A 25,902-nucleotide genomic window follows, 5' to 3' on the forward strand; every position below is an offset into this window, starting at 1 on the left:
TAAATCCTCCTTTTCCAAATATTGTCATCGGTTCTAAATTACTAGGAACAAAGATTTTCTTTCAAACTTGTTAAAACTTTATAATGATCCGCGAAGAATCTCCTTTTGCCAAAATATCGAAGCCTTTGTTAACCTCATCCAATGTAATAAAATCAGTAATCAGTTTATCAACAGGCAAGCGATCTTCCTGGAACAAGTTCATGTAGCGCGGAATGTCTCGACTCGGCACGCAGCTTCCCAAATACGAGCCTTTAATGGTACGCTCCTCAGCAGTCAGTGACACATACGGAAAAGAAAATTGATGCTCCGGATGCGGTAAGCCCGTGGTGACTGTAGTTCCTCCGCGCTTAGTGACAGCGTAGGCAACTTCCATAGCCTGCACAACACCAGCTGTTTCAAATACGTAGTCTAAACCGCCATTTGTTGCTTTCCGAATTTGGTCGACCACGTCGGAATCTTTAGAATTAAAAACATCCGTGGCCCCTAGCTCTTTTGCTTGTCTTAATTTGTTTTCGTTAATGTCTACAGCAACTACACGACTCGCACCTGCTGCAATTGCTCCAAGCAGTGCACTGAGACCAACTCCACCAAGACCGACCACCGCAACTGTATTGCCGAGCTTAATGCCAGCTGTATTGACTACTGCTCCAACACCTGTGATGACTGCGCAGCCGAACAATGCCGCTTTTTCAAATGGAATGTCTTTATTTACTTTAACGACTGAATTTCTTGAGACAACGGCATATTCCGAAAAAGCTGATACCCCTAAGTGGTGGTTAATGGTTTCTGTTTCCTTGGCTAACCGGTTGCCCCCGCCCAATAACGTGCCTGCCGTATTAGAAGCAGCACCTGGTTCACATAAAGCAGGACGCCCTTCACGACATGGTCCGCATTGACCGCAGCTTGGCACAAATACACAGGCGATATGATCGCCCGGCTCCAAATCGGTCACACCTTCTCCTACTTCAACAATTACACCCGCTGCCTCGTGTCCAAGAGCCATAGGAAGCGGACGCGGACGGCTGCCGTTCATCACCGATAAATCGGAATGGCATAAACTTGCGGCTTTTATTTGAATCAATACTTCGCCTTTTTCCGGCGAATCCAGTTCCAGCGTCTCAATGTGAATTGGCTCGCTTTCTTCGTAAGGAGTTTGAGCTCCAATTTCCCGTAATACAGCTGACCTTACCTGCATACTTCCACCCTCTTCACAATCAAATTTTAAAATCTCCATATAAGTTAATGCCAATAAATTTTACATCGGTCATTTCTTCAATTGCATGTTCAATTCTTTCTTTTCCAGTACCGCTATTTTTGAGCCCGCCATAAGGAATATGATCATAACGTCCGTCCGAAACTTCATTAATCCAAACCCCTCCTGTATCAAGTAAATCCGCCATCCGCATAGCCCGGTTGATATCTGTCGTAAAAATACCTGCCTGTGAACCGAAATTTGAATGGTTGGCATAGCATACTGCATCTTCTTCTTTACTAAAAGGCATAACGCTGACAATCGGTGCAAATACTTCTTCGAATACCCCTTTCATCTCAGGTCTTATGTCACTGACGATGGTCGGCTCCATCACATTGCCCTTCCTGTTTCCACCGGCCGATAATGTCGCTCCCTGCCTAAGCGCTTCTTTGACCCACGATTCTGCCTGTTCAGCTGCTTCTTGAGTTATCATTGGTCCTATATCGGTAGTTTCATCAAGCGGATCTCCTGCTTGGAGCGCTTTTACCTTTTCTGTCAGTTTTTCAAGGAAAGCCGAATAGACAGCTTCCTGCACATAAATTTGTTCGGCCGACACAAAGGCTTGCCCAACATGCGTAAAGCCGTTAATCAGAATGGTTGTAACTGCAAGGTCCAAATCCGCATCTGCAGAAACAATGTTCAGTGCATTTGAACGCAGTTCCAAGGTGACTTTTTTCCCTTTTGCCATGTCGTGTATTTTCCATCCCACAGCATTGCTGCCGATAAAAATTACCCGCTTTGCTTTCGAATGGGTAACCAAGGTTTCCGTAAGTTCCTGTTCTGTGCCCATGACAATGTTGATAACCCCTTTTGGCAGTCCGGCTTTTTCAAATAGCCGGCACAACAAAACGGCAGTAAGTGGCGTTTCTTCTGCTGGCTTTAGTACCACAGTATTGCCGGCTGCAATCGCCGGAGCAATCTGATGAATCACTGAACTCAATGGGAAGTTAAACGAGGTAATGGCTACAACTACGCCGAGAGAAACCCGTTTTGACATGCCAATTTGATTTTCTCCCCTAACCGTACTATCTAGTGGAATCATTTCTCCATAAATTGATTTGGCGCTTTCTGAAGCAAAACGCAATACTTGAATTGCACGCGCAACGTCTATCCGGCTTTCCTTAATCGGTTTTCCGGCTTCTAAAGACAACAGATAAGCAAAATCGGCATTTGCTGTTTCCAGCAGATCAGCCGTTTTCCAAAGAATGTCAGAACGTTTATATGCAGTCATCTTTTTCATGGTCTTCACATAAACACGGTGGGCGCTAACAACTGCTTCTGCAGCATCTTCCGGTGTCGCACACAAAATTTTTCCGATCACTTCATTGTTGTAAGGATTAAGTACGCTAATTTCATCGCGCCCTTCTTTAGGCAATTCCTTGCCATCAATAATGGAACCGAAATGGGATTTCCCAATTTCAATCACTTCACTTTCTCCTCCTTTTCAATTTGAAAAGCCTTAGCCACTTTATAGAATATTTTTTTGGACCTCGTTACATAATATAGTATGCTTTTCTAAAGAATTGTCAATATTCTGTCAATATAAAATTCTTTTATTTTAGGTCAAATCATTTCTTCAATCATCATTCCAGACGCTACACAACTTTAAAAAATCCATAAAAAAACTTTCTGCAAGCTAGCTGCAGAAAGAATTTTTTGTAAAAAATAATAGGTTATTCCGCTTGCCGCAAGATAGGAGCAATATCCTCGTCGGTCATCAAAAAGCCATGACAGTTCATCAGCACTTCTTTAAGTACGCCGGAAACTCGCGGAGCATCATAGGCACATATCGAAATCGCTTTAATCTGTGGGATCAACTTATCCACTGCGGTTTCATATTCTTCAATATCCTTTGTAATTTCATCTTCTTCCCGCCATTCAACATGTACCCAAGTTCTAAAAGTGAGTTCTTCTTTTACAAAAGGGCTTATCAAGTGGGAAAAGGAATCGAGAATAGTCGGCGGGTGAAAATTCCCATTCCGCCAATAAAATTTAAAATTATTAACGTGATGAATGTTTTTCAATTGTTCTTCGGATACAAGCTCTTCCACCCGTTTTAAAATCATCGGATAAATCCGCTCGCTTTCAATAAACAAAATTTGATCTCCACGATCAATGCCTGCAACAATATAGGAAACAGCATTGTGGATGTAGCACTCCAGTTCATCGACATAATAAAAAACATGAGCGCCTTCAGACGTCTTTAAGGCATCTTGAATGTCTTTGATTTCTTTTCTCAAATTTTTGATCTCCTTTTAGCCAGCAAATTACTAGCTGTTCAGACTATCTTTTTTCGTCCAGTTCACTATACACAAGTATGGCGATAAAAGATAATGCCAGAGGGTATCACTATTCACTAGACAAATCGAACTGAAGTGATTCTTTCAGATTCAATCATTTCGGACTCTTCTCTTTGTTATTTGAAAAGCCTTGGCCACCCAATAGAATATGAATCTTCATAAGGATCCGTTATTCAGTATAGTCTGCTTTTCTAAAAAATTATCCACATTCTTCCGATACTAAATCCTTTAAACCGTTTTGCACACTTTCCCTCTTAAAGCACAAGAACCTTTCCACGGGATATCCGTAAAAAGGTTCTTGTAGTAGGGTTCGGACTTATTCAACTTCCTTGTTGATCGGGGAAATATTTTCGTCCGTCATCAAAAATCCGTGACAATCCATCAAAACTGCTTTAAGTTCGGTGGAAATACGTGCTGAATCATAGGCACATACCGAAACGGCTTTGGTTTGCGGCATAAGCTGTTCAATCCCGCGTTCGTATTCTTCGATATCTTTGATAATCTCTAATTCGTCCCGCCATTCGATATGCCCCCATGTTCGAAAACTTAACTTCCTTTCGAGAAACGGAGTTATTAAGTCAGCAAAATAGGCCAGGATGGTCGGTGGATGGAAATTTCCATTTCTCCAATAAAACGTAAAGTTGTTGACATAGTGAATGTTGGTTAGTTGCTCTTTAGAAACTAACTCCTCCACGCGCTTGAGTATTTTCGGATAAAGCCTTTCACTTTCGACAAGTAGAATTTGGTCTCCTTGCTCAATGCCAGCAATAATAAACGAAACCGCGTTATCAACGTAACGTTCTGTTTTGTCGATACAGTAAAATATATGGGCACCTTTAGATGTCTCTAAAACATCCTGAATATTTGTAATTTCTTTTTTCAAGTGGCCAAACTCCTTTTAACCCATAATTTAATAACTATGAAACCTATTTTTCACTCCATCCATCATACACGATTATGGGACTAAAAGATACTCGTTCGAATTCAAATGAAGCTAAAAGACCTATTCATCTCATAACGCTTCCTCCAGAAATTTTAAGCGACTCCCCGACAATATTCTCTGCTGCATCCGTCAACAGGAAAGCGATCGTATTCGCTACTTCCACAGCCGTTGACAAACGCCCTGAAGGAATGTCCCCTTTCGCATTTTCCAGCTCTTCTTCAAAACTCGTCCCGTTTCTCTCTGCTTTCTTGCGCAAGCTGCCTCGTGCCATCTCCGTATCTACGTAGCCTGGGCATACCGCGTTGACCCGGATCCCATGTTCAATCGCTTCTACCGCCATCGATTGGGTCCAGCCGACCACCGCAAACTTGCTTGCTGAATAAGCTGTGTTGCCGTAAGTTCCCCGCAAGCCTGACAAAGAAGCCAAGTTGACGATATTCCCTTCTTTATGCTCAAGCATCTTCCGGTACACTTCCTGCGTAAGCAGAAAAGTCGAAACAAAGTTTAGCTGCATCATCTCCGAAAGAAATGCTTCGTCCATTTCTTCAACCAGCTTGCCTCCTGAAATGCCTGCTGAGTTCACTAGTCCATTTATAAATCCCAGTTCCTTTTCAGCACGTTCAATGAGCCGCAGCCGATCTTCCGGATTTGTAAGATCTGCTTCCTGTACACAAAGTCTATCAGCATTCATCTGTTCGAGCAGTTCTCTCTTCAGCTTTTCCAATTTTTCTTTGTTGCGGCCTGTGATGGTGATGCGCGCGCCCATTGATGCCAGTGTCTGGGCTGTCTCAATTCCGATGCCTCCGGTTGCCCCTGTAATCAGTACATGCTTATGCGCCAATGCTTCACTTGAAAATATCGCCATTCGACAGCCTCCTTTTGAATATGCTCCCCTTTTCCCGCCTGCTCACGCCAATTAAACCTTTCGCACATGCAAAATCAAGTTGTACCTGTATATAATAATTATGAATAAACTCAACATGAACAAAGGGGGCAAGTATGGAAAATTCAATTCGCCAATTAAACGCAGATGATTTGCCTCTACTTGAGGCAATGGAAACAGGCATAGAGGACGATTACATTCTCAGAGTATACAACCGGATATCCAGTGGCTCCAGCAGAATGTATGGATTGTTTCACAAAGGCCAGCTGGCAAGCATCGGTGGCTATACCATCTTTGCAAAACAATACATCATGCTTGGCCGGATGCGCAGTGATTTACGCTTCCGCGGGAAAAATTTATCCACTCAATTAATGACATACATTATGGAACAAGCCTTTAAGTTGCCTGCCATCCAGTGGATTGGTGCAAATACACAGTTTGAGAATGCATCTGCTCGCCGTGTTATGGATAAGCTGCATCTTGACGAAGTATCCACGCTCTACAGCGCCATCTCCCCAACTGCTTCTTCTCTGGAAACAGGCGGCGCAGTTTGGGAGCCGGTAACAGACCTTGCACAGAAAAAGATGTGGATAGAGCAGCTATACATCAAAACCGGAGCCGTTTTTCCATACGAATGTTATTACACTTTTCCAGCTTCTGCAGAATTATTTAAAGATGCAAAGTTGGCACAATGGTCGTTTTTTGAAAATTGCGCGAAAGACCGCGTGCTGATCACCAAAAAGGATTACAAACGCGAATACTATCTGCATACTGTTTATCCATGGCAAGATCTGATGGAGCAGCCAGGATTATGGGAGACTGTTTCAATGGCTCAACGCGAATTAAGTGAACAAGTTAAAACGAACACTCTGTTATGGATGGATCTAACTCCTTTACAGGCCAGTAAACTTCCACCACACCATACCTTCGATTTGCCGTCGCCTTGGCTGCTGTACGGCACTAAGCGCATTTAAAAGCGAACTGATTATATAGTAGAGAAAAGAGCTGCCGGTTTTGGGATTCCAAAGCCGGCAGCTCACTTTATTAGTGATATTTTTGAAAGGAACCGAACTTAAACGCCTTCTGTCAATTCGTTTTCGCGGTCAATTCTTTGTTGCTTTACTTTCAGTTGTGCCAGTTCATCTTCTGTTAAAAACTGAACTTTGTAGCCGATAAACGCCATAACGATCCCAAGAACCGGAACTGCGTAATTCAGTACCGCGTATGGAGCATAGGCGAATGGATGGACCGCCAGCGTTGCCAGGATAAAAACTCCGCATGTATTCCAAGGAATAAAAGGAGAAGTTAAGGTACCGCCGTCTTCGAGTGCGCGCGAAAGATTTTTTGAATGCAGCCCTTTGTCTTGATAGGCTGTGGCATACATTCTTCCCGGAAGAAGAATTGATATGTATTGCTCCGATGCTGTTGCATTGGTGAAAAAAGCCGAAACAATCGTCGCTGCAATCAAGCTTCCAGCAGATTTTGCGACTTTCAATATTTGCGTGACAATGGCTTTCAGCATTCCCGTATGCTCCAAAATGCCGCCAAAAATCATGGCAAAAATAGTCAGCGATACCGTAAACATCATGGATGCGATGCCGCCGCGATTGAACAACTCATCGACCATCTCATTTCCGGAAGCAATCACAAATCCATCATGAAGGGCATTGACTGCTTCTCCTACGCTGCCTCCCTGCACCAAAATTTGGCAAATAAAACCGAGAAACACACCGATCAACAGTGCAGGCAGAGCTGGAACTTTCAAGGCTACCAATACAACAATGGCTGCCGGAACCAGCAGCAGCCAAGGTGAGATCAGAAAATTGCTTTCTAATGCTGACAAAATCCCTTGAATGTTAGCTTGATCAATAGCCGATCCGCCAAATTGGCGCCCGAGGAAAAAGTAGACGATTAAAGCAATGACTAAGCCTGGAACAGTCGTATACGTCATGTGCCGAATATGTTCAAATAAATTCGTATTGGTAATACCCGCTGCCATGTTTGTCGTGTCAGATAACGGCGACATTTTATCCCCAAAGTAGGAACCCGAGATGACCGCTCCAGCAACCATTGCAGCCGGAATTCCCATGCTTAGGCCAATTCCCATGCCTGCAACGCCAATTGTTCCCATGGTTGACCAAGAACTTCCGATTGCGAGTGAAACAATTGCACAAATGATGCAGATCGTCAGCAAAAATAGTGAGGGCGTAATGATTTGCAAGCCATAATAAACCATCGTCGCAATAACCCCTCCCCCAATCCAGGATGCAATGATCATGCCGACTACGATGATAATCAATATAGCCGGCAGCGCAAGCCGTATTCCCTTATAGGCCCCTTCTTCAATCGTCTCCCATTTATAACCGAGACGCCAGGCAATAATTCCGGCAACAATCGCGCCCAGAGCTAAAGGGATATGCGGGCTGCCCTCAAATACAATGATAGTCACGGCCATAGCAGCAATCATGGTGATCAATGGAATAAGAGCTAGTATAAAGGGCGTTTCAATTTCTTGCTGCGTTGTTTTCATCGCTTCTATCTCCTCACTTTGGTTTATGAATCAATATTACAGCAAAATTCCAAATAATCTAGATTTATCTGAATAGAATATAAAAAAAGCCCTCCATCGATATGGACAGCTGAGTTTGCAGACAAAAGAATATTGATAAGATTCCAGTAACAAAATCTCGTTTATTGCGCTCAGATGGAATCCGGCGCTCCAGATTTCGAGTCAAATAATGGCCAGTTCTGTTGATCCCAGTTTCATTGGGAAATGAATGAACGAGCTTCTTCCTTTGTTTAGAGCCGCAAGCTCCAACCGGGCTGGCCACGAAGACTCCTGAACCCAGGAAAGAGGAGTGGCCGGACCGATTGGGGGTGTACACGGCTATTCTTTTTGATAGACAACTATTGCAATCACGTTTTTTTATTCAATGCCAGATAAATTTCATGTTCAAAAAACTTTCGGCGATGATCTGCGGATCTTTTTCGGGATACTGTGCCGTTTTTGAAAACACGTTTGCATAAGTAAAACGGAGCTTCATCATTTTCTGCAACTTGCCAAGTCCCGTAAAGAGAGGGCTGGCTACCAAAATTCACTAGGAATTTTTGTCCAATAGGCAGTATTGGATACTTGCATTGGACGTTAACACTGCCTTCGCTGGAAATCTTTTTTTGCATATCCAAAATCAACACTCCTTTCTCTTGCTGCCTGAAATTCAATCCTATAGTCTACGATTTGAATTTTGCATCTCTAACGCTGCTGAGCCTAACAAACAAAAGCTAAAACTGGCCATTTAGCATCAAAACCATTTCTTCCCTTTCCAATACCCGTTCTCCAAATGACATCAAACTCTCGTTAATTCCACCCTTTGCCACAATACAGACATGTCCGGATGTTTTCGCCTGTCTAAAGAGTGGTATTAAAAAATAATGGCTTTGTTTTGCAGCACGTACTGAATGGTTCACTGGCAAGTGCTTCATTTACATTGATCAGCAAAGCGCTATAACTTGTCCGGAGGTGCACCATGAAATTCTTGGAGTATTGGATTTACCTGCTCTTGTCCATTTCTAAACTTTTTCTATTCAGCCTGTATTCAGGCACTGAATTTCCTTTCAGCTTTTTCGTCCTGAATCTAGCTTCCATTATCGTCCTATCCAGTTGGACGCTCCTGTTAAGCAGCAGCAAACGACGGTGGGTGTTGCTGGCATTTTTATTCCTGCACAGCACGCTGCTTGTTTCAGATCTTTGGTATTACCGTTACTTCAGCGATTTGCTGTCCATTGCCCTGCTTTCTGACATCACGCAGATGAGCGATGTTGGAGGCGGGTTTCTGACCTTGATTGAAATGAAAGATATTCTTTTCTTTGCCGACTTGTTGATCTTTTCGGCAGTTCTTTTCTTCATCCGCAATCGACAAAACAGTGTAAGCCGTCATCAAAAAAGAATGTTTGCCGGTGCAGGTGCTGCTCTTGGCCTTGTATTGTTCGTAGTTCCTTTAGCCTTTAGCTACGCCAACGAAGAAAAATGGCTGGTGGATGAACCAGTTTCCAATATGCGCGAGTATTACCAGCTAGGATTTTGGGGCTATCACGGATTGGATTTTGCTCAGGGGGTCGGCTCGCTGTTCACAAATGACAGCGTCACTGCAGAAGAAGAAACTCAGATTCGCGAACTGAATACTGAAGCGCCTTCCGCTGTATCCGACTCAGCAAAGCCGAACATCATTGTCGTCCAATTGGAATCGTTTCAAACTTCAGTGATTGGCCAGCAAGTGAATGGGCAGGAATTGACGCCACACTTAAATGCGTTAAAAGAAGAAACGCTGTTTTTCCCGTCATTCTATCACCAAACGCATGAAGGCCGTACATCGGATGCAGAATTTATCACGCTGACTTCCTTGCACCCATTAAAGTCAGGTTCTGTTTACACGCAATATGCCGATAATGAGTTTGATGCGTTGCCGGAACTGTTAAGAGATGCCGGCTACGATACTGCAGCTATGCATGCATTTGAAAAAGATTTTTGGAACCGCGATGATTTCTATCAAAACATTGGTTTTAACCACTTTTTCAGCCAGAAAGATTTCCCGGATAATCAGGAAATCGGCATGGCGTTGAATGATGAAGATTTCTTGAGCACCTCCATCGAAATGGCTGAGCAGCTGAAAGAGCCCTATTTCGCCTTTATGGTTGCGCTGTCGAGCCACACACCATATGAAATACCTGCGGAACTGGAGCAGTTGGATTTGACTGGCTATGAAGATCCGTTGCTGAAAGGCTATTACGAAACCATTCATTATGTCGATGGGGCTGTGGGGGTAATGATTGAAGAACTAAAACAGAAAGATATGTGGGATGATTCCCTTGTCGTTTTCTACGGAGATCATGACAGCGGGTTGACTCAGCCTGGCAGTGAAATGGCTCAGGAACTAGGAGCAGAAACTGAGGTCGAATTGTTCGAGCTCGATCACCAGGTGCCGCTTTTCATTAAACAACCCAATATGGATAAGGGAGCCACCATTGAGGACACGGGAGGACAAATTGATATTGCCCCTACCATCCTCGATATTGTGAATATTGAGCCACCTTATATGCTCGGTCAATCTCTATTGGACGAAGACAGCAACTTGACGATTTTCCGCCATGGTGCGTTCCGCCACGAAGAGTTTTATTTCGAACCAGATTTGACGGTGGCTGCTGGAAGTGGGACCTGCTACGATACCACTACAGGAGAAGAAGTTGAAATCGATTCATGCAGTGAACAGATTGAAGCATCTACCGACCAGCTTCGCATATCCGATTTAATGATTCAGAAAAATGTGTTGCAGGAAATTGGCCAAAGCAAAAAGTGACAAAAAACCATCTTCGTTTTAAAAACGAAGATGGTTTTTTGGATCAATCCAAGTTGCTTCAATGTCTTTTCTCCTTTTTCCGCTATATGATAGAAGAACAACGAGTCAAACCGTGATTTTACAGAAAAGGATGATGACTATGAGAGCGCTGACAAAAACTTTACTCCTTCTTGTCCTTGTTGCCGCATTAGCTGCATGCAACAGCAATTCACAAAGCAATGAAGCGAATGCTGGACAATTGAATGAAGGCAATCCGGCACCCTCTTTTGAATTGGTTGATTTAGAAGGAAACCAACAAAATCTCGCTGACTATGCCGGCCAAAAAGTTTATGTGAAATTTTGGGCTTCCTGGTGCTCTATTTGTCTTTCAGGAATGGAAGAACTAAATACCTTAGCTGGTGAAGAAAACGATTTTGAGGTGCTAACCATTGTTTCCCCCGGATCAAACGCCGAAAAAAGTACCGAGTCTTTCGCTAAGTGGTTTGATGGGTTTCCAAATGCCGAAAATATCACTGTGCTGTTGGATGAAGGCGGCACCTTTTTCGATGAATATGGCATAATCGGCTATCCCACTTCTGTCTATATCGGATCTGATGGGACACTTGTTAAAAGCATGACCGGACATTTCAGCAACGAAGAAATCAAAGCCACATTTGAAACGATCCAATAATAGTTTACAACTCCAACACCCGCATACAGCTTGCCTTTCGGCTTGCACAGTATGCGGGTGTTTTGCTGTAAAAAGCTTTACTGCCTGCATCTATTCTGTCTAACTAAAAGAGGAGGTGAACGATATGGATGAAACGATTGAACAATTATTCTCGGATTCGAAATCAGCGGACAAGGAGGTGAACTATCTCGCCTATCAGCAAATTCTACTTTTGAGCGAAGAAAAAGTAGATTGGGCATACTTGGTGTGGGATCAGTTGCTTGAGGACTTGGATCATCCAAATAACCACCAGCGCTCCAGGGCCGCACAGTATTTAGCCAACTTGGCCAAGAGCGACCCAGAAAATCGGATGCTGACCGACTTCCCCCGACTCTGGCAAGTAACAAAAGATGAAAAGTTTGTCACCGCACGCCATAGCCTGCAAGCAATATGGAAAGTGGCGCTCGCAGGACTTGCCCAAAAGGAAATGGTTCTCGGCCACTTAACTGACCGATTCCTTTTCTGTGAAGATGAAAAAAACTTTACGCTCATACGTTCAGATATTTTGCAGGCAATGCGGCAGGTATATGATGAAACGCATGATGAACAAATCAAACTATCCGCCATCGACTTGATCGAAGGAATTGATGATCCAAAGTACAAGAAAAAGTACAAAGCGATCTGGAAATGAAAACAAGCCGCCACCCAAAATATATTTTGGGTGGCGGCTTATTATTTTTGGAACGTACTATGAAGGTTTTTCGTTCTAAACTGAAATTCCAGTTTCAGGAGGCGTCTCATTGTTTGTGTTTCTTGCCATCGCTTTTTTGGACGTAGTGAATTGTCTTTCCTGCTTATATACCTTTCTGCGGAAAAGACAGGTTATCTAGACAAGGACACTGGCTAAAACTATCACAACAAATAAAACCCAATGCCCATAATGAGATAAGCCGAAAGCAAAATTAAGCCTTCGAACCAGTTTGACTCCCCATCATTCATGACACTGCTTGAGAGAAACACTGCAGTAATCATGGCGACCAATTCTGGCACTGTGAAAACCAATGGCATTTGCTGTGGCATAAAAAGCGAAAGGAGCACCAGTATCGGTGCAACAAACATCGCAATCTGCAGCGTAGAACCAATGGCGATTTCTACCGCCACATCCATTTTGTTTTTCATCGCCATAATAAGCGCGGAAGCATGTTCAGCCGCATTTCCGACAATTGCAACGATGATGACACCGATGAACAACTCAGACCAACCAAACTGTTCACCCACTTCTTCAAAGGTACGGACTAGATTTTCGGATACGTAAGCCACGACCAGGGTTGCTGCAAACAAGATGATCATCGCTTTCTTTTTCGACCATTCCGGTTCTTCGTGCTCGGAATGCTGTGCCGCATCCGCATGGCTGTAAACACCGCGATGGGTGACCAGCTTGAAAAAGAGACCCGCTAAATACAAAAGAATCATGATAATCGAAATGCCGACACTCAATTGAATGGTTTCATTTTCATTCATCGTCATCGAAAAAATTTCAGGAATGACAAACGCCACAACAACTGCAAAAATCAACAAGCCAGAATTATGGGTTGCATCGTGGACATTAAACATCTGCCGCTTGAACTTGATGCCTCCCAGGAAAAATGATAATCCTCCAACCAGCAGCAAATTCCCTAAGACTGAACCGGTCAAAGAAGCCAAAACTACTCCAATTAATCCTGCTTGCAATGCAAAAATGGAAATAATTAATTCCACCGCATTTCCGAATGTCGCATTCAGCAAGCCGCCAATACGAGGACCACTGACAATTGCCAAACTTTCTGTAGCTCTCCCCATAAAACTGGATAAGGCCACTACACTAATCGAACAAATAAAGAACATAGCAACGCTCGGCCAATCCAGGAAAGAGCCAACTACAGTCAAGGGCACCCCTATTGCTACTAAAATCCCGAATATCCGATTCATACAATCCCTTCTTTGCATTTTGATAATATTGGATACCCAGTTTCACAAATTTCCTAACACAAAAAACACGCCCGACCATTCATAGCCAAGCGTAGTGGTCTTTAGTTTTTCAGAAAATCCTCATCCATAAAAGCCGGGTTTGGATAGCTATAGAATCCCTCACCTGTTTCCCGCCCCAGTTTTCCTTTGTCCAGGTACTCAATCTTAAGCATATTCGCCAATTCGACAAACTTCGGATTGCCCGTCGCTGCGGCTTTTCCTTGAACAATGTTGTGGGCGGTGTTGATGCCGATTACGTCCAACATCGCGAATGGACCGAGCGGCGCACCCGTTGCAATCATCCAAGTCTTATCGACCGTTTCGACATCTGCCACTTCTTTAACCAGAAGCAGTTCGGCGGCTTCCAGAAATGGTACCAATAAAGAATTTAAAATATAGCCCGGCTGTTCTTTATGCAACGGCAATGGCACCATTCCAATAGCTTTCGCAAACTCTATCACATCATTAAACACTTTATCAGCCGTTCCCGGGTGCTTCATGATTTCAGCAGTGTTATTTATGCGGATCGTATTGGCGAAATGCAGCGCCAAAAACTTTTCGGGCCGTCCTGTTGCTTCTGAAAATTGGCTTGGCAGAAGTGTCGAGGAGTTAGTTGCAAACACAGTTTTCTCAGGAGCTGCTTTGCCCAATTCCGTGTAAAACGCTGTTTTGATCGCTGCAACTTCAGGGATTGCTTCAATCACCAAATCTGCATCACTCACTGCTTCAGCCAAATTTGTATGGAAAGACAACCGTTCATATGCAGCATCCGTTTCTGTTTCACTGGCGCCCATATCGTTCCGATAGTTTTTCATCAACTTTCCCAATCGCTTTTTTGAACTTTCAATCGCACCATCATGAATATCATAAATTGCTACATTGAATCCTTTAAATGCGGTCTGGTAAGCAATTTGGCTTCCCAACACGCCGCTTCCTGCAACTGTAATCTGCTTGTAGTCCATTGCCATTCTCCTCTATGTAAGATTTTTGTCTTCATTCCATCCAAAGCTGGTTTACGTACTAACGAAATCTATGCGTGGAGACACGGAATATCTTTCTTCATTAATCTGAGAAAAAGGGCAGTTTTGTCCGTACCGTTTTGTACAATGGCCCGAGCAGCTTGCGCAACGCATGGACCGGAGGCACAGGGCTCTTACTATGCCACTGAATCCACTCTAAAGCAATTAAGCTTAACAACAACCAAATCGTCCCTGCAATATAACCTGCCATGACATCGCTCGGAAAATGAGCACCCAGGTAAATTCGACTTGCGCCAATCACTAGGATCAGTCCACTCAAAACAGTAACTGTTGTCCACTGAATCCAGGGCCGCTGCCGCGTTCGAATTACCAAATACATCACAAAACCATAAAATATTAAGGACCCCATCGAATGGCCGCTCGGAAAACTGTAGCCGATTGCATCAATTTCAGCATTGATGCCTGGGCGTTCCCTGACGTAAAGGTTCTTTAATAGCAGTGTTAACAGTGAACCGCCGCCTACCGCAATAACAAAAAACAGCATGCCCCATTTGTCCTTCAGCCTAAGTCCCAAAATCGCCAGAATGACGAGGGATGCCAGCGTCAAAAACCAGGCCGATCCCATTTCAGTGAAGATGAACATGACCGTATCCATCGCTTCGCTTGATGTCGCTTCCATCAAAGCAATGATTGCGCGATCAAACAACCCAAACTCTTTCTCCATCACTTCTTCTGCCAGTTCCGCAAACAACACAATAAACATTGCGGCAATGCCCAGGCCGCCAAGCAGCAGCAAAAAAGCCAGGCCGGCCATTTTTTCATTCTTCTTCATCTTCTCGCTCCCGACTCTATAGACTACTTTACTTCTACCCTATTGTGCCAAAAAATATGTAAAAAAATGACCATTCCAATCCTACTATTTGTGGCAAGGGTTGCTGCATGGTATTTTTATCATAAGACTAAGTCTATTAATCAGGAGCTGATCGTTTGAAACAACTAACCGGAAAGACAGCCATCATAACCGGAGCCAACAGCGGCATCGGATTGGAAGCTGCAAAAGTGTTTGCTGACCGCGGCGCACAGGTCATTATGGCTGTGCGCAATAAAGAAAAAGGGGAAAGCGCGCGAAATCTGATATTGGAAACGAATAACGATGCACACGTGACTGTGATGAAATTGGATTTGGCAGACCTTGCCAGCGTCCGCGTGTTTGCCGAAAGCTTTAAAAGCAACCACGACTCACTCGATTTGTTAATTAATAATGCAGGTGTCATGACCCCACCCTATTCAAAAACGAAAGATGGCTTCGAGCTGCAATTCGGCAGCAATCACCTGGGCCATTTCGCATTGACAGGCCTGCTGCTGCCGTTGCTGAAGAATACGCCTGAATCACGGGTTGTCTCCCTCAGCAGCTTGGCGCATAAAGGCGCGTCGATTGATTTCGACAACCTGGACGGCGCTAAAGGATATAAACGCATGAAATTTTATGGACAAAGCAAGCTTGCCAATTTATTGTTTGCACAAGAATTAGACAAGCGCTTTAAGCAAAATGGCCTGAACAGTTTAAGCCTTGCCTGCCATCCTGGAATTTCCGCCACCAATCTCTTTAAATTTGGCAATCAGGATGCTCCAAAGTTTATGAAAACACTCATGCACAACTTTCTGCAGCCGCCTGAAATGGGTGCTTTGCCGACCGTCTATGCTGCCACTGATTTGCAGCTTACAGGCGGCGAATACATTGGACCTGACGGGAAGGGCCAGCGCAAAGGCTATCCAACATTGGACACACCTCATGCAGCAGCTGGAGATGAAGCCGTATCACGCAAACTTTGGGAAGTTTCCGAACAGTTGACCGGAGTGAAATTTGACTTTACCGAACCCGCAATCCAATAAGAAAAGCCGCTATTTATGTTCAATCATGAATAGCGGCTTTCTTTATTCAGCAACTCATCGCTGCAAAGCTGTTAAGCGATGCTTTTCAAGAAATTCCTCAATTACTGTACGGTGGCTCCCAATCATTTGTTGAGGCAGCTGCTCCGGGGAGAAAAACTTAAAGCTCAAAGATTCTTTTTCATCAACAATCAAATCGCCGTGGTAATCATTCGAATAATAAGCGGTCGTTACAACATAAAATTCATCGCCATTTTCCGCTACCACAAAATGTTCGGGTCCGGAATAGACATTGATTAGATGCAAGGTTTTTACTGTTAGCCCGGTCTCTTCCAAGACTTCCCGTTTCGCTGTAGCTTCTGTGGATTCCCCGAGCTCCATCAGTCCGCCTGGCAAGCCCCACAGGTTTTTGGGAAACTTTCGCTCTTCCAACAGCAAACGTCCATTTTCATCTATCATTACAACCACGGCCCCCACAAGTATCAGTGGCCGGTGACCAACAACTGCCCGCAGTTCCTCTATATAGCCCATCTGCTCCAACCCCCTCATCTTTCGTCTTGTGTTGAACCATTCTCAACCGCGCATGCGTTTCTTAAATCCCCAAACGGCAATTCCAAAAATCGCCACAGTATAAGCAGCCACCCATAGCATCGGTGTAAACACTGCCGCATAATCACCTGCAAAAATCGCGCGCGATGCATCGACGGCATGTGCGAACGGCAGCAGGTAAGCGACGTTTTGAAATGTGCCGCCAATCATACCGAGTTCAAACCAGGTGCCGCTTAACCATGTTGTGATATTAACGAATAGCGCAAACATCGCCCCCACTTGCCGATCCGTAAAAAAGGTGCCAAAAAACAAGCCAAAACCGATATAAAGAAGCGATATGATGGCAAGCACCCCGAAAGCAGGAATGGCATGAACCGTCGCTGGCATTCCCAATAGCAGAGCCGTAACATAACAGGCGGTCATCTGGATAAAAGCTACTGGCAAAAGCGGTAAGGCATACCCGATCAAGTAATCGGTCGCAGCCATTGGCGACGCAAATATTCTCATCAAGAACGAACTGCTTTTATCGCGGCCAATGAGCATTCCTGTGAACAAAGTGATAAAAGAAAAACTGAAGACGATGATGGCAGGTGCCAGCTTCTCAAGCGTGAACAAATCAAACGGCATATTTTCAGCCATTAGTGAAAAGAGCCACAGCATCAGCAGCGGCAGCACCATTCCAAAAAGCAGCGTCATTGGGTCGCGTAAAATTTCTTTTCGGTTGCGTTCAGCAAATGTCCAAGCCCTCATTGGTTTTCTGCCTCTGCGGTCAATTGAAGAAAGATATCCTGTAGCTTGGCTTGCCCGGTCTGTTCCTTTAACTCTTCGAGCGTGCCAAGTGCGTACAATCTTCCTTTATGCATAATGCCAATGCGGTCCGCCAATGCTTCCACTTCCTCCAAATAATGTGTTGTCAAAATAATCGTAATCTCACCTTTTAAATCCAGCAAAATCTGCCATAAATCCAATCGCGCTCGAACATCCAGCCCGACTGTCGGCTCGTCTAAAAAAATGATTTCCGGCTCTGAAATCAGCGCCATCGCAATGCTCAAGCGGCGCTCCAATCCGCCAGATAAGGTTCTCCCTTTGTTATTGGACCGATCTGCCAGTCCAAATTTGTCCATCAGTTGACGTGCTTTTTGTTCTGCTTGCTTTTTATCGCTGCCGTAAATTTTGGCAATAAACTCCAGATTTTCTTTTACGGAAAGATTGCGTGCAACCGCGTTTTCCTGCGGTGAAATGTTCAGCTTTTTCTTCACCGCCTGTGGATTTTCAACAATGCTGTCACCCAGCATAAAAGCGTCGCCGCTCGACGGTTCCATCAGGCAGCTCAACAATTTGATGGTCGTAGTTTTTCCTGCTCCATTTTCACCCAAAAGCGCAAAAAACTCTCCTTGACCGATTGTCAGCGAAAGATGATCTACGGCAACCCGGTCTTTAAATGTTTTAGTCAACTCTTTAATCGAAATGTCCATGGATCCGCTATCGCCTCCTTTTTTCTATTCTACCGTTTGCTGCTGCCAATGAATAATAAAGCGGTGCGGACTTTTCAAATATTGCTCGAATTTCCTTTTTAACTTATATGGCTTCCAAATGTTCCAAAGAACCGATAAAGTATTAGCTAGTATTTGCAAACGACTGAATCGATGAAAGGAAGTGGTGTTTTGCCTACAGAAAAAACTGCCATCATCACAGGCGGCAACAGCGGCATCGGCTTTGAAACAGCTAAAGGTCTGCTGGAGATTGGCACACAAGTTATTCTGGCTGTCCGCAACACCAAAAAAGGAAACACGGCCCGGGCTGCTTTGCTCCGGCTTTATCCTTCTGCCCAGATTGCTGTCATGAAACTCGACTTAGCCGATCTTGAGACGGTTCGGGCTTTTGCTGAGAGTTTTCAAACATCTTTTACTAAACTTGACATATTGATCAATAACGCTGGCATTATGGCACCTCCTTACACAAAAACGAGAGATGGTTTTGAACTGCAGTTTGGCAGCAATCACCTTGGCCATTTTGCGTTGACCGGCTTGCTCTTGCCTCTATTGGTAAACACACCCGACTCGCGTGTCGTAACCATCAGCAGCCGGGCACACAGCCGCGGTTCAATCGACTTTGCCAACCTTGATGGGGCAACAGGCTACCATGCGAAGAAATTTTATAACCAAAGCAAACTGGCCAATTTGTACTTTGCGTTGGAATTCGATAAGCGCTTGAAAGAGCATGGCCTCCAAACCATTAGCGTGGCCTGCCATCCGGGAGTTTCTGCGACCAATATTCTAAAGTTGGGCCAACAGGAAATTCCAGCCGTTTTCAAACGCATCGCCAATCTGGTTCTTCAGCCGCCGGACATGGGAGCTTTGGCAACACTTTTTGCAGCCTTAGAACCCGGCTTGAAAGGCGGCGAGTATATTGGGCCCATTGCTCAATTCCAGCGCAGAGGGTATCCGGCACTGGGGAAACCGCACGCCAATGCGACTGATCCTGAAATTTCTCTCAGACTTTGGGAGGCATCGGAAAAACTGACGGGTGTCACTTACGGCTTCAAAGACGGAGGATAAAGAGTAAATAACTTTAGGACAAATTCCATAAGTGTCCCGTAAGAATTTTGACTCTATCTGTGCTAATTGACAAACCTTTTATAGCGGAAACTCCATAAAAGAACGGCACGTGCTAAAAAATAGCGATTCTTAAGTTCAACCTGTATGGTTTTAATTTCTGCTTCCGGTAAAATATCTATAGGAAAACTTTGTATTTTATTCTTAACAAAACAATTATTCATTAGGTGGAGGAATTTATAACATGAGCAAAAAAAATATTGCTGTCGGCGGCGTAGAGTTAGCGTGGGATTTGGAAACGGGACAAGCCCTGTTCGAAGGCAGAGATGTGGTTCTCTTTTGGACAACTGCGATGGAAACCTTTTTTGATACCATCAAAGACATTTCAGGAATTGAAGCAACACAGCTCGTATTGGAAACAACCGGATTTCGCCAAGGCGTTATTGTTGGTGAAGGGTTTAAAGACATGCAGCATATCGATGCCTCGAACATTGTCGAGTGGATTTCCAATACATATGCTCCTGCCGGATGGGGAAAAGTGGAAATTGTTGAAATGGATAGCGAAAAAAACACCTTTACCATGCATATTCAAAATGATTGGGAATACAAAATGAACTTGCTGAAAAATAACCATACAGAAGGTATATTTGTGCCTTCACATTACGCGGGTGTATTGACAGGATTGTTCGGCATCAACTTCTGGTACAAGACCATCCAATACCAAAACCAAGACAAGCCTTACAGCATTGTAGAATATTTTCCATCCGAAGTGACTGTGCAGCAAAACATTCACGAGCTGTCCCGGAAGCAGGAAGCCAATCAAATCCAGATGCTTGAAAAATTGGTTGACGAGCAAACAAAATCTCTTCAGAACTTAGTAAAAGAGCTTTCTTCTCCGATTATTCCCGTTCTGGAAGGCATCATTGTCGTACCGATGATTGGCAGCTATGATGAGCAACGAACAGAAGACTTGATTGTCAAAACTTTGACCGAACTTCCGAAACATAAAGCCAATTTCCTATTGGTTGATTTGACCGGCTTGAACAAGCATATTACGGAGCATACAGCTTCTCTTATCGAGAAACTCGGCGCTTCGGCAAGGCTGTTGGGAACAGAAGTTATTCTTGTCGGCATATCTCCCGAATTGGCCATCATCATCGCACAGGCCCAGAGCAGCTTGAATACATTTGAATCGCTGCAAAGCTTGCAGCACGGAATTTATTACGCGCTGGGCCGCAGCGGCCGGAAAATTGTCTGATGCACTCCATCACAATCCCATCCCCTGCCGCTTCTTCCTGAAGACATTCTTTGCGGAAAAGAATATACTAGTTTCTGTCTGTTGATACACACAGACATTATAGCCACTGGAAGAACCAATGGTTAATGGAGGAGATCATTTGAACGCAAAAGCTTTTTCACTGGCCTTATTTTCTGTATTAATATGGGGCTCTTCATTTGCAGCGATACGGGTTGGTCTGCAGGGCGGTTATGACGCCGGACAAAATGTACTGGTTCGGTTCCTGATTGCTTCGGCCTTATTTCTGATTTTCGCTTTATGGCCCGGAACAAAATTCCGGCTTCCTCAAAAAAGCGACATCATCCGCATTTTGGTGCTCGGCTGGATCGGCATCAGTGTTTATCACATTTTTGTTACCTTCGGCATGGAGACGATTTCTGCGGGAACAGCTGGTATGCTGGTCGGTTCCGGCCCAATCTTTACAGCGTTGATTGCCGCATTTGTCTTGAAGGAACGTTTGACTGGCATTGGCTGGATTGGCTTGGGCATTGGCTTTATCGGCATCTTGTTTATTGCATTCGGTTCAGCCGGCGCTTCTCTGACATTGACAAATGGAGCTTTACTTGTGCTAATCGCTGCGTTTGCATCTGCTGTTTTCTTTGTTTTTCAAAAGCCCCTGCTAACACGCTACTCGGCAATTGAACTCACTGCGTACTTTACATGGGCAGGCACTCTGCCGTTCCTTATTTTCTCGCCAGGACTCTTTACGGCGATGCAAGGAGCCACACTGGAGGCACATCTTGCCACCTTGTATGTCGGCCTGTTCCCAGCCGCTATCGCGTATGTAACATGGGCAACTGCTTTGTCACTGGCAAATGCCAGTTCTGTTTCAAGCCTGATTTACCTGGAGCCGGCTGTTGCCATCGCGGTTGCTTGGATGTGGCTGCACGAACTGCCGACTCCTTTATCGCTTATTGGCGGCATTATTGCAATTGGCGGTGTCATGATCGTCAATTTGATGGGCCGAAAACGTCGCGTACTATCCAGAAAAACAGCGGAGTCTTCGCTCTAAAACAAAACAGCGTCACTTGGATTTTTTCCAGGTGGCGCTGTTTTATTTATTGATGAATTACTCTTCGACCCGGAACCAACCCGGAGCATTCGTGACCATATTCCATAGGTCTTCCGGAATATCGAGCTGTTCTTTTTTGCTCAAATGGATTGCCTGAAAAACTTCCTCATCCCGGCTTCCTTTGACTTTCGCCAGCCAGTCGGGATCCATGATCAACGCATGGCCAAGCGAGACGAGCGGTGTGAATTCCAAAGCCTGCTTTACTTGATCAAGCGTCTGCAAGCCACCTACTCCAATTACCGGTACTCGTTTGCCAATGTGCTGCTGAATCATTTCCACGCGTGAACGGCTGTCTTCTTCGCGGATCGAACCTCCAAAAAATCTGCCTACCGATGCATGGATATAATCAATGCCCTGATCTGCAATGGCAGTCAGAAAATCTAGCGTGTTATCCATTGTAATGCCTGGCTCTTCGCGCTCTTCTGGACTAATGCGGTAGCCAACCACAAATGGTTTCGTGGCGTGCTTAGCCACTGCTTCTTGAATCGCTTGGATAACCGCTAAAGGAAATGCCATGCGCGCAGTGACGTCGCCTCCCCATTTATCGGTTCGGGTATTGGAATGTGGAGAAAAGAATTGCTGGATCAAATACGTATTGGCGCCATGAATCTCTACGCCGTCAAAGCCAGCTTCGATCGCACGTCTTGTGGCTTCACCGAATGCCGCAATTGTCGTGTCAATTTCTTCAAGCGTCATTTCACGTGGCGTTTCAGCATTTGGTCGAGGCGCCGGAACAGCACTTGCCGATACCGGTTGTTCCCCCTTCAGGAGCTCACTATTTGACATGCGCCCAGCGTGGTAGATCTGCAGGATCGCTTTTGCTCCGCCTTCTTGGATAGATGCGGCCAGTCGCGTCAAGCTGTGAATGCGCTCATCGCTATCTGCACCAAAAGGGTTTGAAAACCCTACGCCAAGCGGCTCGACATGTGCACAGGCCGTGATGACTGCCCCCAACCCGCTAGCAGCTCGGCGCTTGTAGTAAACCAGTTCCTCTTCAGTAACATCGCCGTTCGTGTCTGAAGATGAAGTCGTCATTGGTGCCATCAGGATGCGGTTTTTAAGGGTCAAACCCGATACAAATGCAAACGGTTCAAATATATTTTGTGTTGTAATGGTCATGTGAACTCCTCCTTGACTATTCGTTTACCCATAAAGAGGTGCCGGCAAGCCAGGCGCCTTCATTCTATCGTAACCGACAGCTCGGGCAAAGGGTGGTGGATATGCCTGGCCTCGCCCCAAATTCAGTCTTTAGGCTGAATGGAAAAAAACCATCCAGCAGCTGCAAGTCTGCTGGATGGTTCTCGTTTTCGATTTATTTAACAATGCTGTAATAAGTACGTGAAGTCAGGCGGTAAATCACCCAATAGATGGCTGCAAATGCGATGACGACGCCCACAAATGACAAAAGCCAATTGGTTTCGTTGGTCACACCAAAAATTAGCAGCAGCTTGCGAACAATCGGATAAGCGAAAATGACGTGAATCGTTGCAACGACAATTGGCAACAGGAACATCCAGACAATTTGTGAACGTGTAGATTCCCGAATCATTTCTTTATCCAGTCCAACCTTTTGCATGATTTGGAACTTGTCACGGTCATCAAAGCCTTCAGACACTTGTTTAAAGTAAGTAATCAATACTGTGCCAATGGTGAACAGCAGTCCCAGGAATACTCCAAGGAACAAGAACCCGCCGTTTAAGCTGTACCATTCTTCTCGCTGAAGCAAACGGGAATCGTAAAGATTGTTGCCTCCAGCGGCCAAGCCGTATTCGCTGTTGAGCTTTTTCGCCAAAGCTTCTTTTTGTTCTTCAGTACCAGAGGTATTCCAGCCAACTTCCGCATCAATGGTCAAATAGTTGGTTTCTGGGTATTGTGCTTTAAAATCGTCCTGCATCTCCAAAAGGTGTGAAACGTCAGGCACCACGACCGCCATGGATTCGACTAAATCCATATCCTCCCCGAATTCATTGTCCACTTCGGCTACCCGGTATGTCTTGTTGCCGAGTGTCAGTTCACTTTCTTTATAGGCACCTGTTGAATGATAATAAAATGCGGCACCGTCTTCCAATGTATAGGATTTACCTGTCATCTGATTAAAATCTTCAAGCGGAAGAACCATCAGCACGGTCGGATTTTCTTGGTCTGCATAACTTTCATCAAAAACAAATTCATTGCCCTGCACCCCGCCAAAGAAGTTCGCGTAGCGGTAACTTTCTCTTTCTGTCACTTCAAGACCTTCAGCATTCACTGTGTTTTGAACCTGACTTTGAAGCTCGAAAAAACGGGTGTTTATTTCATCGGTATCTTCGACCTCGCCGAAAAGAGTCATATTGTTTTCAAAGGGATAGCGGTTTTCCAAGGTTTCCTCTGATCCAATAAAAATCGTCAAAGTCGTCGAGACCGCAATAATGACCATCGAGGCCAGAATGCAGATATTCGCAAGGCCTACAGCGTTCTGCTTCATGCGGTAAAGCATGCCTGAGATGGAAATGAAAGCGCCTGGACGATAATAAATCCGCTTGTTTTTCTTCAACGCTTTTAAGATAAAGATTGAGCCGGAAACAAACAACAAATAAGTGCCGATGATGACCAGCAAAACCGCCAGAAAAAACTTTGACATAGCACTGAGCGGATCGGAGATTGTCACGGAAATTCCATAGCCCCATGCGAGAAACACCAGCGATAGGATAAAGAGGAGGATGGAGCCTTTCGGTTCTTTTTCCCCTTCCTGCTTTCCTTTCAGCAATTTGATTGGATTGGCAAAAGTAAATTGGCTAATGTTATAAAGGAAGGTCACACCAAAAATTCCGATGAATAGCGCAGCCGTTGCCAACATTGTCAGTCCGGAAGTTGAATAAGCAATATCCGATGGCATCCTCAACAAGTAATTCAGCAACATAAAAAACAAACGTCCGAAAAACAGACCCGCAAGCAGTCCGGCAGCGATGCTCAAAAAGCTGGTAAAAACCGTTTCAAAAAACAAAATGATGGCCACATGCTTTTTCTCCAGCCCTAAAATTCCGTACAAGCCAATTTCCCTTTTTCTTCTCTTGATGAGAAAACTGTTGGTATAAAGAATGAAAATAACGGAAAAAATTCCGATCACTATAGTGCCAACTACAAACAACGATACCAACGTACTCGAACGCTCCTGAACGAATTTGTTGGTCAATAAGGAAGCCATCAAGTAAAACATCATGATGATAGTGGTCGAGGACAATAAATACGGAATGTATAACTGCTTATTTGACTTGATGTTACGCAGCGCAAGCGACGAGAAGAAACGGCTATTCATCCTGCTCACCCCGGCTGGACAAGACTTTCAACGATTTTGAAATGCGGTCCATGAACTGGTCCGCCGGTGCATCTCCCCGATAAATTTCATGGTAAACCGCTCCATCCCGAATAAACAAGATGCGGTTTGAAAAGCTCGCAGCCCGTGCACTGTGCGTCACCATTAGAATCGTCTGGCCGGTTTCGTTGATGCCTTTCAAAATTTCCATTAAATTCTGCGAAGCTTTTGAATCAAGAGCGCCCGTCGGTTCATCCGCCAAAATGATTTTTGGCTGGGTGATCAATGCGCGCGCAACCGCAACCCGCTGTTTCTGCCCACCCGATACTTCATAAGGGAATTTATCGATATGGGCTTCGATTCCAAGATTGCGCACAATGGGCATAAGCCGAGCTTCCATTTCATCGACCGGTGTTTTTGACAGCACCAATGGCAGCAGGATGTTGTCGCGAATAGAAAAATTGTCTAAAAGATTGAAATCCTGAAAAACAAAACCAAGGGTGTTTCTGCGGAAAGCGGAAATTTCTTTGTCTTTGATTTTGGATAACGGGCTGCCATCCAAATAAACTTCCCCGGAAGTCGCATCGTCCAGCGTGGAGATAATGTTTAAAAGCGTGGTCTTTCCTGAACCTGACTCCCCCATAATCGAAACAAATTCGCCTTCCTCTATTGAAAAATTGACGGTTGTCAGTGCTTCTGTTTGTTGGTTTGAAAAGCGTGCTGTGTATATTTTTTTTAAGTTCTTGATTTCTAACAAGGTCATTGCCAACCCCTCCTTGCTTTTAATCATACGGCAGGAACGAGCGGACTGCCTGTACCTATCCTTACAAAGAGAAAGGCAATCTTACGGTTTCGTAAGATTGCTTGAGAAATTCAATC

24 protein-coding genes are annotated in these 25,902 nt (G+C 44.6%); 8 read left to right on the forward strand and 16 right to left on the reverse strand.

Annotated elements, in window-relative coordinates:
* Positions 1 to 70: 70 nt before the first annotated feature.
* The 5 genes from AC4EHK_RS12075 to AC4EHK_RS12095 form a co-directional block, all read right to left on the reverse strand.
* Positions 71 to 1,195 (reverse strand): zinc-dependent alcohol dehydrogenase family protein, encoded by a 1,125-nt coding sequence (locus tag AC4EHK_RS12075; protein WP_490979035.1) that lies wholly within the window; start codon positions 1,193 to 1,195, stop codon positions 71 to 73.
* Between the two features lie 19 nt (positions 1,196 to 1,214).
* Positions 1,215 to 2,678 (reverse strand): aldehyde dehydrogenase family protein, encoded by a 1,464-nt coding sequence (locus tag AC4EHK_RS12080; RefSeq protein WP_490979036.1) that lies wholly within the window; start codon positions 2,676 to 2,678, stop codon positions 1,215 to 1,217.
* Positions 2,679 to 2,925: 247 nt separating this feature from the next.
* Entirely contained in the window at positions 2,926 to 3,492 is a 567-nt protein-coding gene (locus AC4EHK_RS12085; RefSeq protein WP_490979037.1) for an MEDS domain-containing protein, read from the reverse strand.
* A 376-nt stretch (positions 3,493 to 3,868) separates the two neighbouring features.
* Positions 3,869 to 4,435: an MEDS domain-containing protein gene (locus tag AC4EHK_RS12090; protein WP_490979038.1), complete on the reverse strand. Its 567-nt coding sequence runs from the start codon at positions 4,433 to 4,435 to the stop codon at positions 3,869 to 3,871.
* A gap of 124 nt (positions 4,436 to 4,559) precedes the next feature.
* Complete coding sequence (locus AC4EHK_RS12095) at positions 4,560 to 5,360, reverse strand: SDR family NAD(P)-dependent oxidoreductase (protein WP_490979039.1); 801 nt, start codon at positions 5,358 to 5,360, stop codon at positions 4,560 to 4,562.
* Positions 5,361 to 5,494: 134 nt separating this feature from the next.
* Between AC4EHK_RS12095 and AC4EHK_RS12100 the strand changes: the two genes are divergently transcribed.
* On the forward strand, positions 5,495 to 6,352 hold the full coding sequence (locus AC4EHK_RS12100; protein ID WP_490979040.1) for a GNAT family N-acetyltransferase: 858 nt from the start codon (positions 5,495 to 5,497) through the stop codon (positions 6,350 to 6,352).
* A gap of 98 nt (positions 6,353 to 6,450) precedes the next feature.
* On the opposite strand, the gene nhaC is transcribed toward AC4EHK_RS12100, so the two are convergent.
* The gene (gene nhaC / locus AC4EHK_RS12105) at positions 6,451 to 7,908 is read right to left on the reverse strand and encodes a Na+/H+ antiporter NhaC (RefSeq protein ID WP_490979041.1); all 1,458 of its coding nucleotides are present in this window, start codon (positions 7,906 to 7,908) and stop codon (positions 6,451 to 6,453) included.
* Positions 7,909 to 8,294: 386 nt separating this feature from the next.
* Positions 8,295 to 8,558 (reverse strand): hypothetical protein, encoded by a 264-nt coding sequence (locus tag AC4EHK_RS12110; protein WP_490979357.1) that lies wholly within the window; start codon positions 8,556 to 8,558, stop codon positions 8,295 to 8,297.
* A 347-nt stretch (positions 8,559 to 8,905) separates the two neighbouring features.
* Between AC4EHK_RS12110 and AC4EHK_RS12115 the strand changes: the two genes are divergently transcribed.
* The 3 genes from AC4EHK_RS12115 to AC4EHK_RS12125 all read left to right on the forward strand — a co-directional run bounded on the left by AC4EHK_RS12115 (position 8,906) and on the right by AC4EHK_RS12125 (position 12,072).
* On the forward strand, positions 8,906 to 10,732 hold the full coding sequence (locus AC4EHK_RS12115; RefSeq protein ID WP_490979042.1) for an LTA synthase family protein: 1,827 nt from the start codon (positions 8,906 to 8,908) through the stop codon (positions 10,730 to 10,732).
* Positions 10,733 to 10,871: 139 nt separating this feature from the next.
* Positions 10,872 to 11,402 carry a TlpA family protein disulfide reductase gene (locus tag AC4EHK_RS12120; protein ID WP_490979043.1) on the forward strand — a complete coding sequence of 177 codons (531 nt, stop codon included), beginning with the start codon at positions 10,872 to 10,874 and terminating at the stop codon, positions 11,400 to 11,402.
* Between the two features lie 124 nt (positions 11,403 to 11,526).
* A complete protein-coding gene (locus AC4EHK_RS12125) occupies positions 11,527 to 12,072 on the forward strand; it encodes a hypothetical protein (RefSeq protein ID WP_490979044.1) in 546 nt (181 codons plus the stop codon).
* A gap of 221 nt (positions 12,073 to 12,293) precedes the next feature.
* Here the strand turns inward: AC4EHK_RS12125 and cax are convergent, their stop codons facing one another.
* The 3 genes from cax to AC4EHK_RS12140 all read right to left on the reverse strand — a co-directional run bounded on the left by cax (position 12,294) and on the right by AC4EHK_RS12140 (position 15,200).
* Positions 12,294 to 13,349 (reverse strand): calcium/proton exchanger, encoded by a 1,056-nt coding sequence (gene cax, locus AC4EHK_RS12130; protein ID WP_490979045.1) that lies wholly within the window; start codon positions 13,347 to 13,349, stop codon positions 12,294 to 12,296.
* Positions 13,350 to 13,450: 101 nt separating this feature from the next.
* A complete protein-coding gene (locus AC4EHK_RS12135; protein ID WP_490979046.1) occupies positions 13,451 to 14,350 on the reverse strand; it encodes a 3-hydroxyacyl-CoA dehydrogenase in 900 nt (299 codons plus the stop codon).
* A 100-nt stretch (positions 14,351 to 14,450) separates the two neighbouring features.
* Positions 14,451 to 15,200, reverse strand: a complete 750-nt coding sequence (locus AC4EHK_RS12140) for a phosphatase PAP2 family protein (RefSeq protein WP_490979047.1) — start codon at positions 15,198 to 15,200, stop codon at positions 14,451 to 14,453.
* A gap of 155 nt (positions 15,201 to 15,355) precedes the next feature.
* Here AC4EHK_RS12140 and AC4EHK_RS12145 point away from each other — a divergent pair, with 155 nt between their 5' ends.
* Positions 15,356 to 16,261 carry an oxidoreductase gene (locus AC4EHK_RS12145; RefSeq protein WP_490979048.1) on the forward strand — a complete coding sequence of 302 codons (906 nt, stop codon included), beginning with the start codon at positions 15,356 to 15,358 and terminating at the stop codon, positions 16,259 to 16,261.
* Between the two features lie 54 nt (positions 16,262 to 16,315).
* Here AC4EHK_RS12145 and AC4EHK_RS12150 read toward each other — a convergent pair whose 3' ends face one another.
* From AC4EHK_RS12150 to AC4EHK_RS12160, 3 genes are read right to left on the reverse strand one after another with little or no spacing between them, the layout of a single operon-like run.
* Positions 16,316 to 16,789: an NUDIX hydrolase gene (locus AC4EHK_RS12150; protein ID WP_490979049.1), complete on the reverse strand. Its 474-nt coding sequence runs from the start codon at positions 16,787 to 16,789 to the stop codon at positions 16,316 to 16,318.
* A 42-nt stretch (positions 16,790 to 16,831) separates the two neighbouring features.
* Entirely contained in the window at positions 16,832 to 17,557 is a 726-nt protein-coding gene (locus AC4EHK_RS12155; protein ID WP_490979050.1) for an ABC transporter permease, read from the reverse strand.
* Entirely contained in the window at positions 17,554 to 18,282 is a 729-nt protein-coding gene (locus AC4EHK_RS12160; RefSeq protein WP_490979051.1) for an ABC transporter ATP-binding protein, read from the reverse strand. Before AC4EHK_RS12160 ends, AC4EHK_RS12155 begins: the two co-directional genes overlap by 4 nt.
* A 189-nt stretch (positions 18,283 to 18,471) precedes the next feature.
* Here AC4EHK_RS12160 and AC4EHK_RS12165 point away from each other — a divergent pair, with 189 nt between their 5' ends.
* From AC4EHK_RS12165 to AC4EHK_RS12175, 3 genes are all read left to right on the forward strand, one after another.
* Positions 18,472 to 19,365: an oxidoreductase gene (locus AC4EHK_RS12165; protein WP_490979052.1), complete on the forward strand. Its 894-nt coding sequence runs from the start codon at positions 18,472 to 18,474 to the stop codon at positions 19,363 to 19,365.
* Between the two features lie 241 nt (positions 19,366 to 19,606).
* Positions 19,607 to 20,620: an STAS domain-containing protein gene (locus AC4EHK_RS12170; protein ID WP_490979053.1), complete on the forward strand. Its 1,014-nt coding sequence runs from the start codon at positions 19,607 to 19,609 to the stop codon at positions 20,618 to 20,620.
* Positions 20,621 to 20,759: 139 nt separating this feature from the next.
* On the forward strand, positions 20,760 to 21,671 hold the full coding sequence (locus AC4EHK_RS12175) for a DMT family transporter (protein ID WP_490979054.1): 912 nt from the start codon (positions 20,760 to 20,762) through the stop codon (positions 21,669 to 21,671).
* A gap of 57 nt (positions 21,672 to 21,728) precedes the next feature.
* Here AC4EHK_RS12175 and AC4EHK_RS12180 read toward each other — a convergent pair whose 3' ends face one another.
* The 3 genes from AC4EHK_RS12180 to AC4EHK_RS12190 form a co-directional block, all read right to left on the reverse strand.
* Entirely contained in the window at positions 21,729 to 22,850 is a 1,122-nt protein-coding gene (locus AC4EHK_RS12180) for an NADH-dependent flavin oxidoreductase (RefSeq protein ID WP_490979055.1), read from the reverse strand.
* A gap of 193 nt (positions 22,851 to 23,043) precedes the next feature.
* Complete coding sequence (locus tag AC4EHK_RS12185; protein ID WP_490979056.1) at positions 23,044 to 25,026, reverse strand: FtsX-like permease family protein; 1,983 nt, start codon at positions 25,024 to 25,026, stop codon at positions 23,044 to 23,046.
* Positions 25,019 to 25,786, reverse strand: coding sequence for an ABC transporter ATP-binding protein (locus AC4EHK_RS12190; RefSeq protein WP_490979057.1), 768 nt, complete (start codon positions 25,784 to 25,786; stop codon positions 25,019 to 25,021). Before AC4EHK_RS12190 ends, AC4EHK_RS12185 begins: the two co-directional genes overlap by 8 nt.
* Between the last annotated feature and the right edge of the window lie 116 nt (positions 25,787 to 25,902).

This window comes from Planococcus sp. TJ-307, assembly GCF_058268435.1.

What these genes read in the sequence shown, in the direction of transcription:
- AC4EHK_RS12075 (WP_490979035.1), bottom strand. Translation starts at nt 1,195, where the DNA reads ATGCAGGTAAGGTCAGCTGTATTACGGGAAATTGGAGCTCAAACTCCT.
- AC4EHK_RS12095 (WP_490979039.1), bottom strand. Translation starts at nt 5,360, where the DNA reads ATGGCGATATTTTCAAGTGAAGCATTGGCGCATAAGCATGTACTGATT.
- AC4EHK_RS12100 (WP_490979040.1), top strand. Translation starts at nt 5,495, where the DNA reads ATGGAAAATTCAATTCGCCAATTAAACGCAGATGATTTGCCTCTACTT.
- nhaC (WP_490979041.1), bottom strand. Translation starts at nt 7,908, where the DNA reads ATGAAAACAACGCAGCAAGAAATTGAAACGCCCTTTATACTAGCTCTT.
- AC4EHK_RS12110 (WP_490979357.1), bottom strand. Translation starts at nt 8,558, where the DNA reads ATGCAAAAAAAGATTTCCAGCGAAGGCAGTGTTAACGTCCAATGCAAG.
- AC4EHK_RS12115 (WP_490979042.1), top strand. Translation starts at nt 8,906, where the DNA reads ATGAAATTCTTGGAGTATTGGATTTACCTGCTCTTGTCCATTTCTAAA.
- AC4EHK_RS12120 (WP_490979043.1), top strand. Translation starts at nt 10,872, where the DNA reads ATGAGAGCGCTGACAAAAACTTTACTCCTTCTTGTCCTTGTTGCCGCA.
- AC4EHK_RS12125 (WP_490979044.1), top strand. Translation starts at nt 11,527, where the DNA reads ATGGATGAAACGATTGAACAATTATTCTCGGATTCGAAATCAGCGGAC.
- cax (WP_490979045.1), bottom strand. Translation starts at nt 13,349, where the DNA reads ATGAATCGGATATTCGGGATTTTAGTAGCAATAGGGGTGCCCTTGACT.
- AC4EHK_RS12135 (WP_490979046.1), bottom strand. Translation starts at nt 14,350, where the DNA reads ATGGACTACAAGCAGATTACAGTTGCAGGAAGCGGCGTGTTGGGAAGC.
- AC4EHK_RS12140 (WP_490979047.1), bottom strand. Translation starts at nt 15,200, where the DNA reads ATGAAGAAGAATGAAAAAATGGCCGGCCTGGCTTTTTTGCTGCTGCTT.
- AC4EHK_RS12150 (WP_490979049.1), bottom strand. Translation starts at nt 16,789, where the DNA reads ATGGGCTATATAGAGGAACTGCGGGCAGTTGTTGGTCACCGGCCACTG.
- AC4EHK_RS12155 (WP_490979050.1), bottom strand. Translation starts at nt 17,557, where the DNA reads ATGAGGGCTTGGACATTTGCTGAACGCAACCGAAAAGAAATTTTACGC.
- AC4EHK_RS12160 (WP_490979051.1), bottom strand. Translation starts at nt 18,282, where the DNA reads ATGGACATTTCGATTAAAGAGTTGACTAAAACATTTAAAGACCGGGTT.
- AC4EHK_RS12170 (WP_490979053.1), top strand. Translation starts at nt 19,607, where the DNA reads ATGAGCAAAAAAAATATTGCTGTCGGCGGCGTAGAGTTAGCGTGGGAT.
- AC4EHK_RS12180 (WP_490979055.1), bottom strand. Translation starts at nt 22,850, where the DNA reads ATGACCATTACAACACAAAATATATTTGAACCGTTTGCATTTGTATCG.
- AC4EHK_RS12185 (WP_490979056.1), bottom strand. Translation starts at nt 25,026, where the DNA reads ATGAATAGCCGTTTCTTCTCGTCGCTTGCGCTGCGTAACATCAAGTCA.
- AC4EHK_RS12190 (WP_490979057.1), bottom strand. Translation starts at nt 25,786, where the DNA reads ATGACCTTGTTAGAAATCAAGAACTTAAAAAAAATATACACAGCACGC.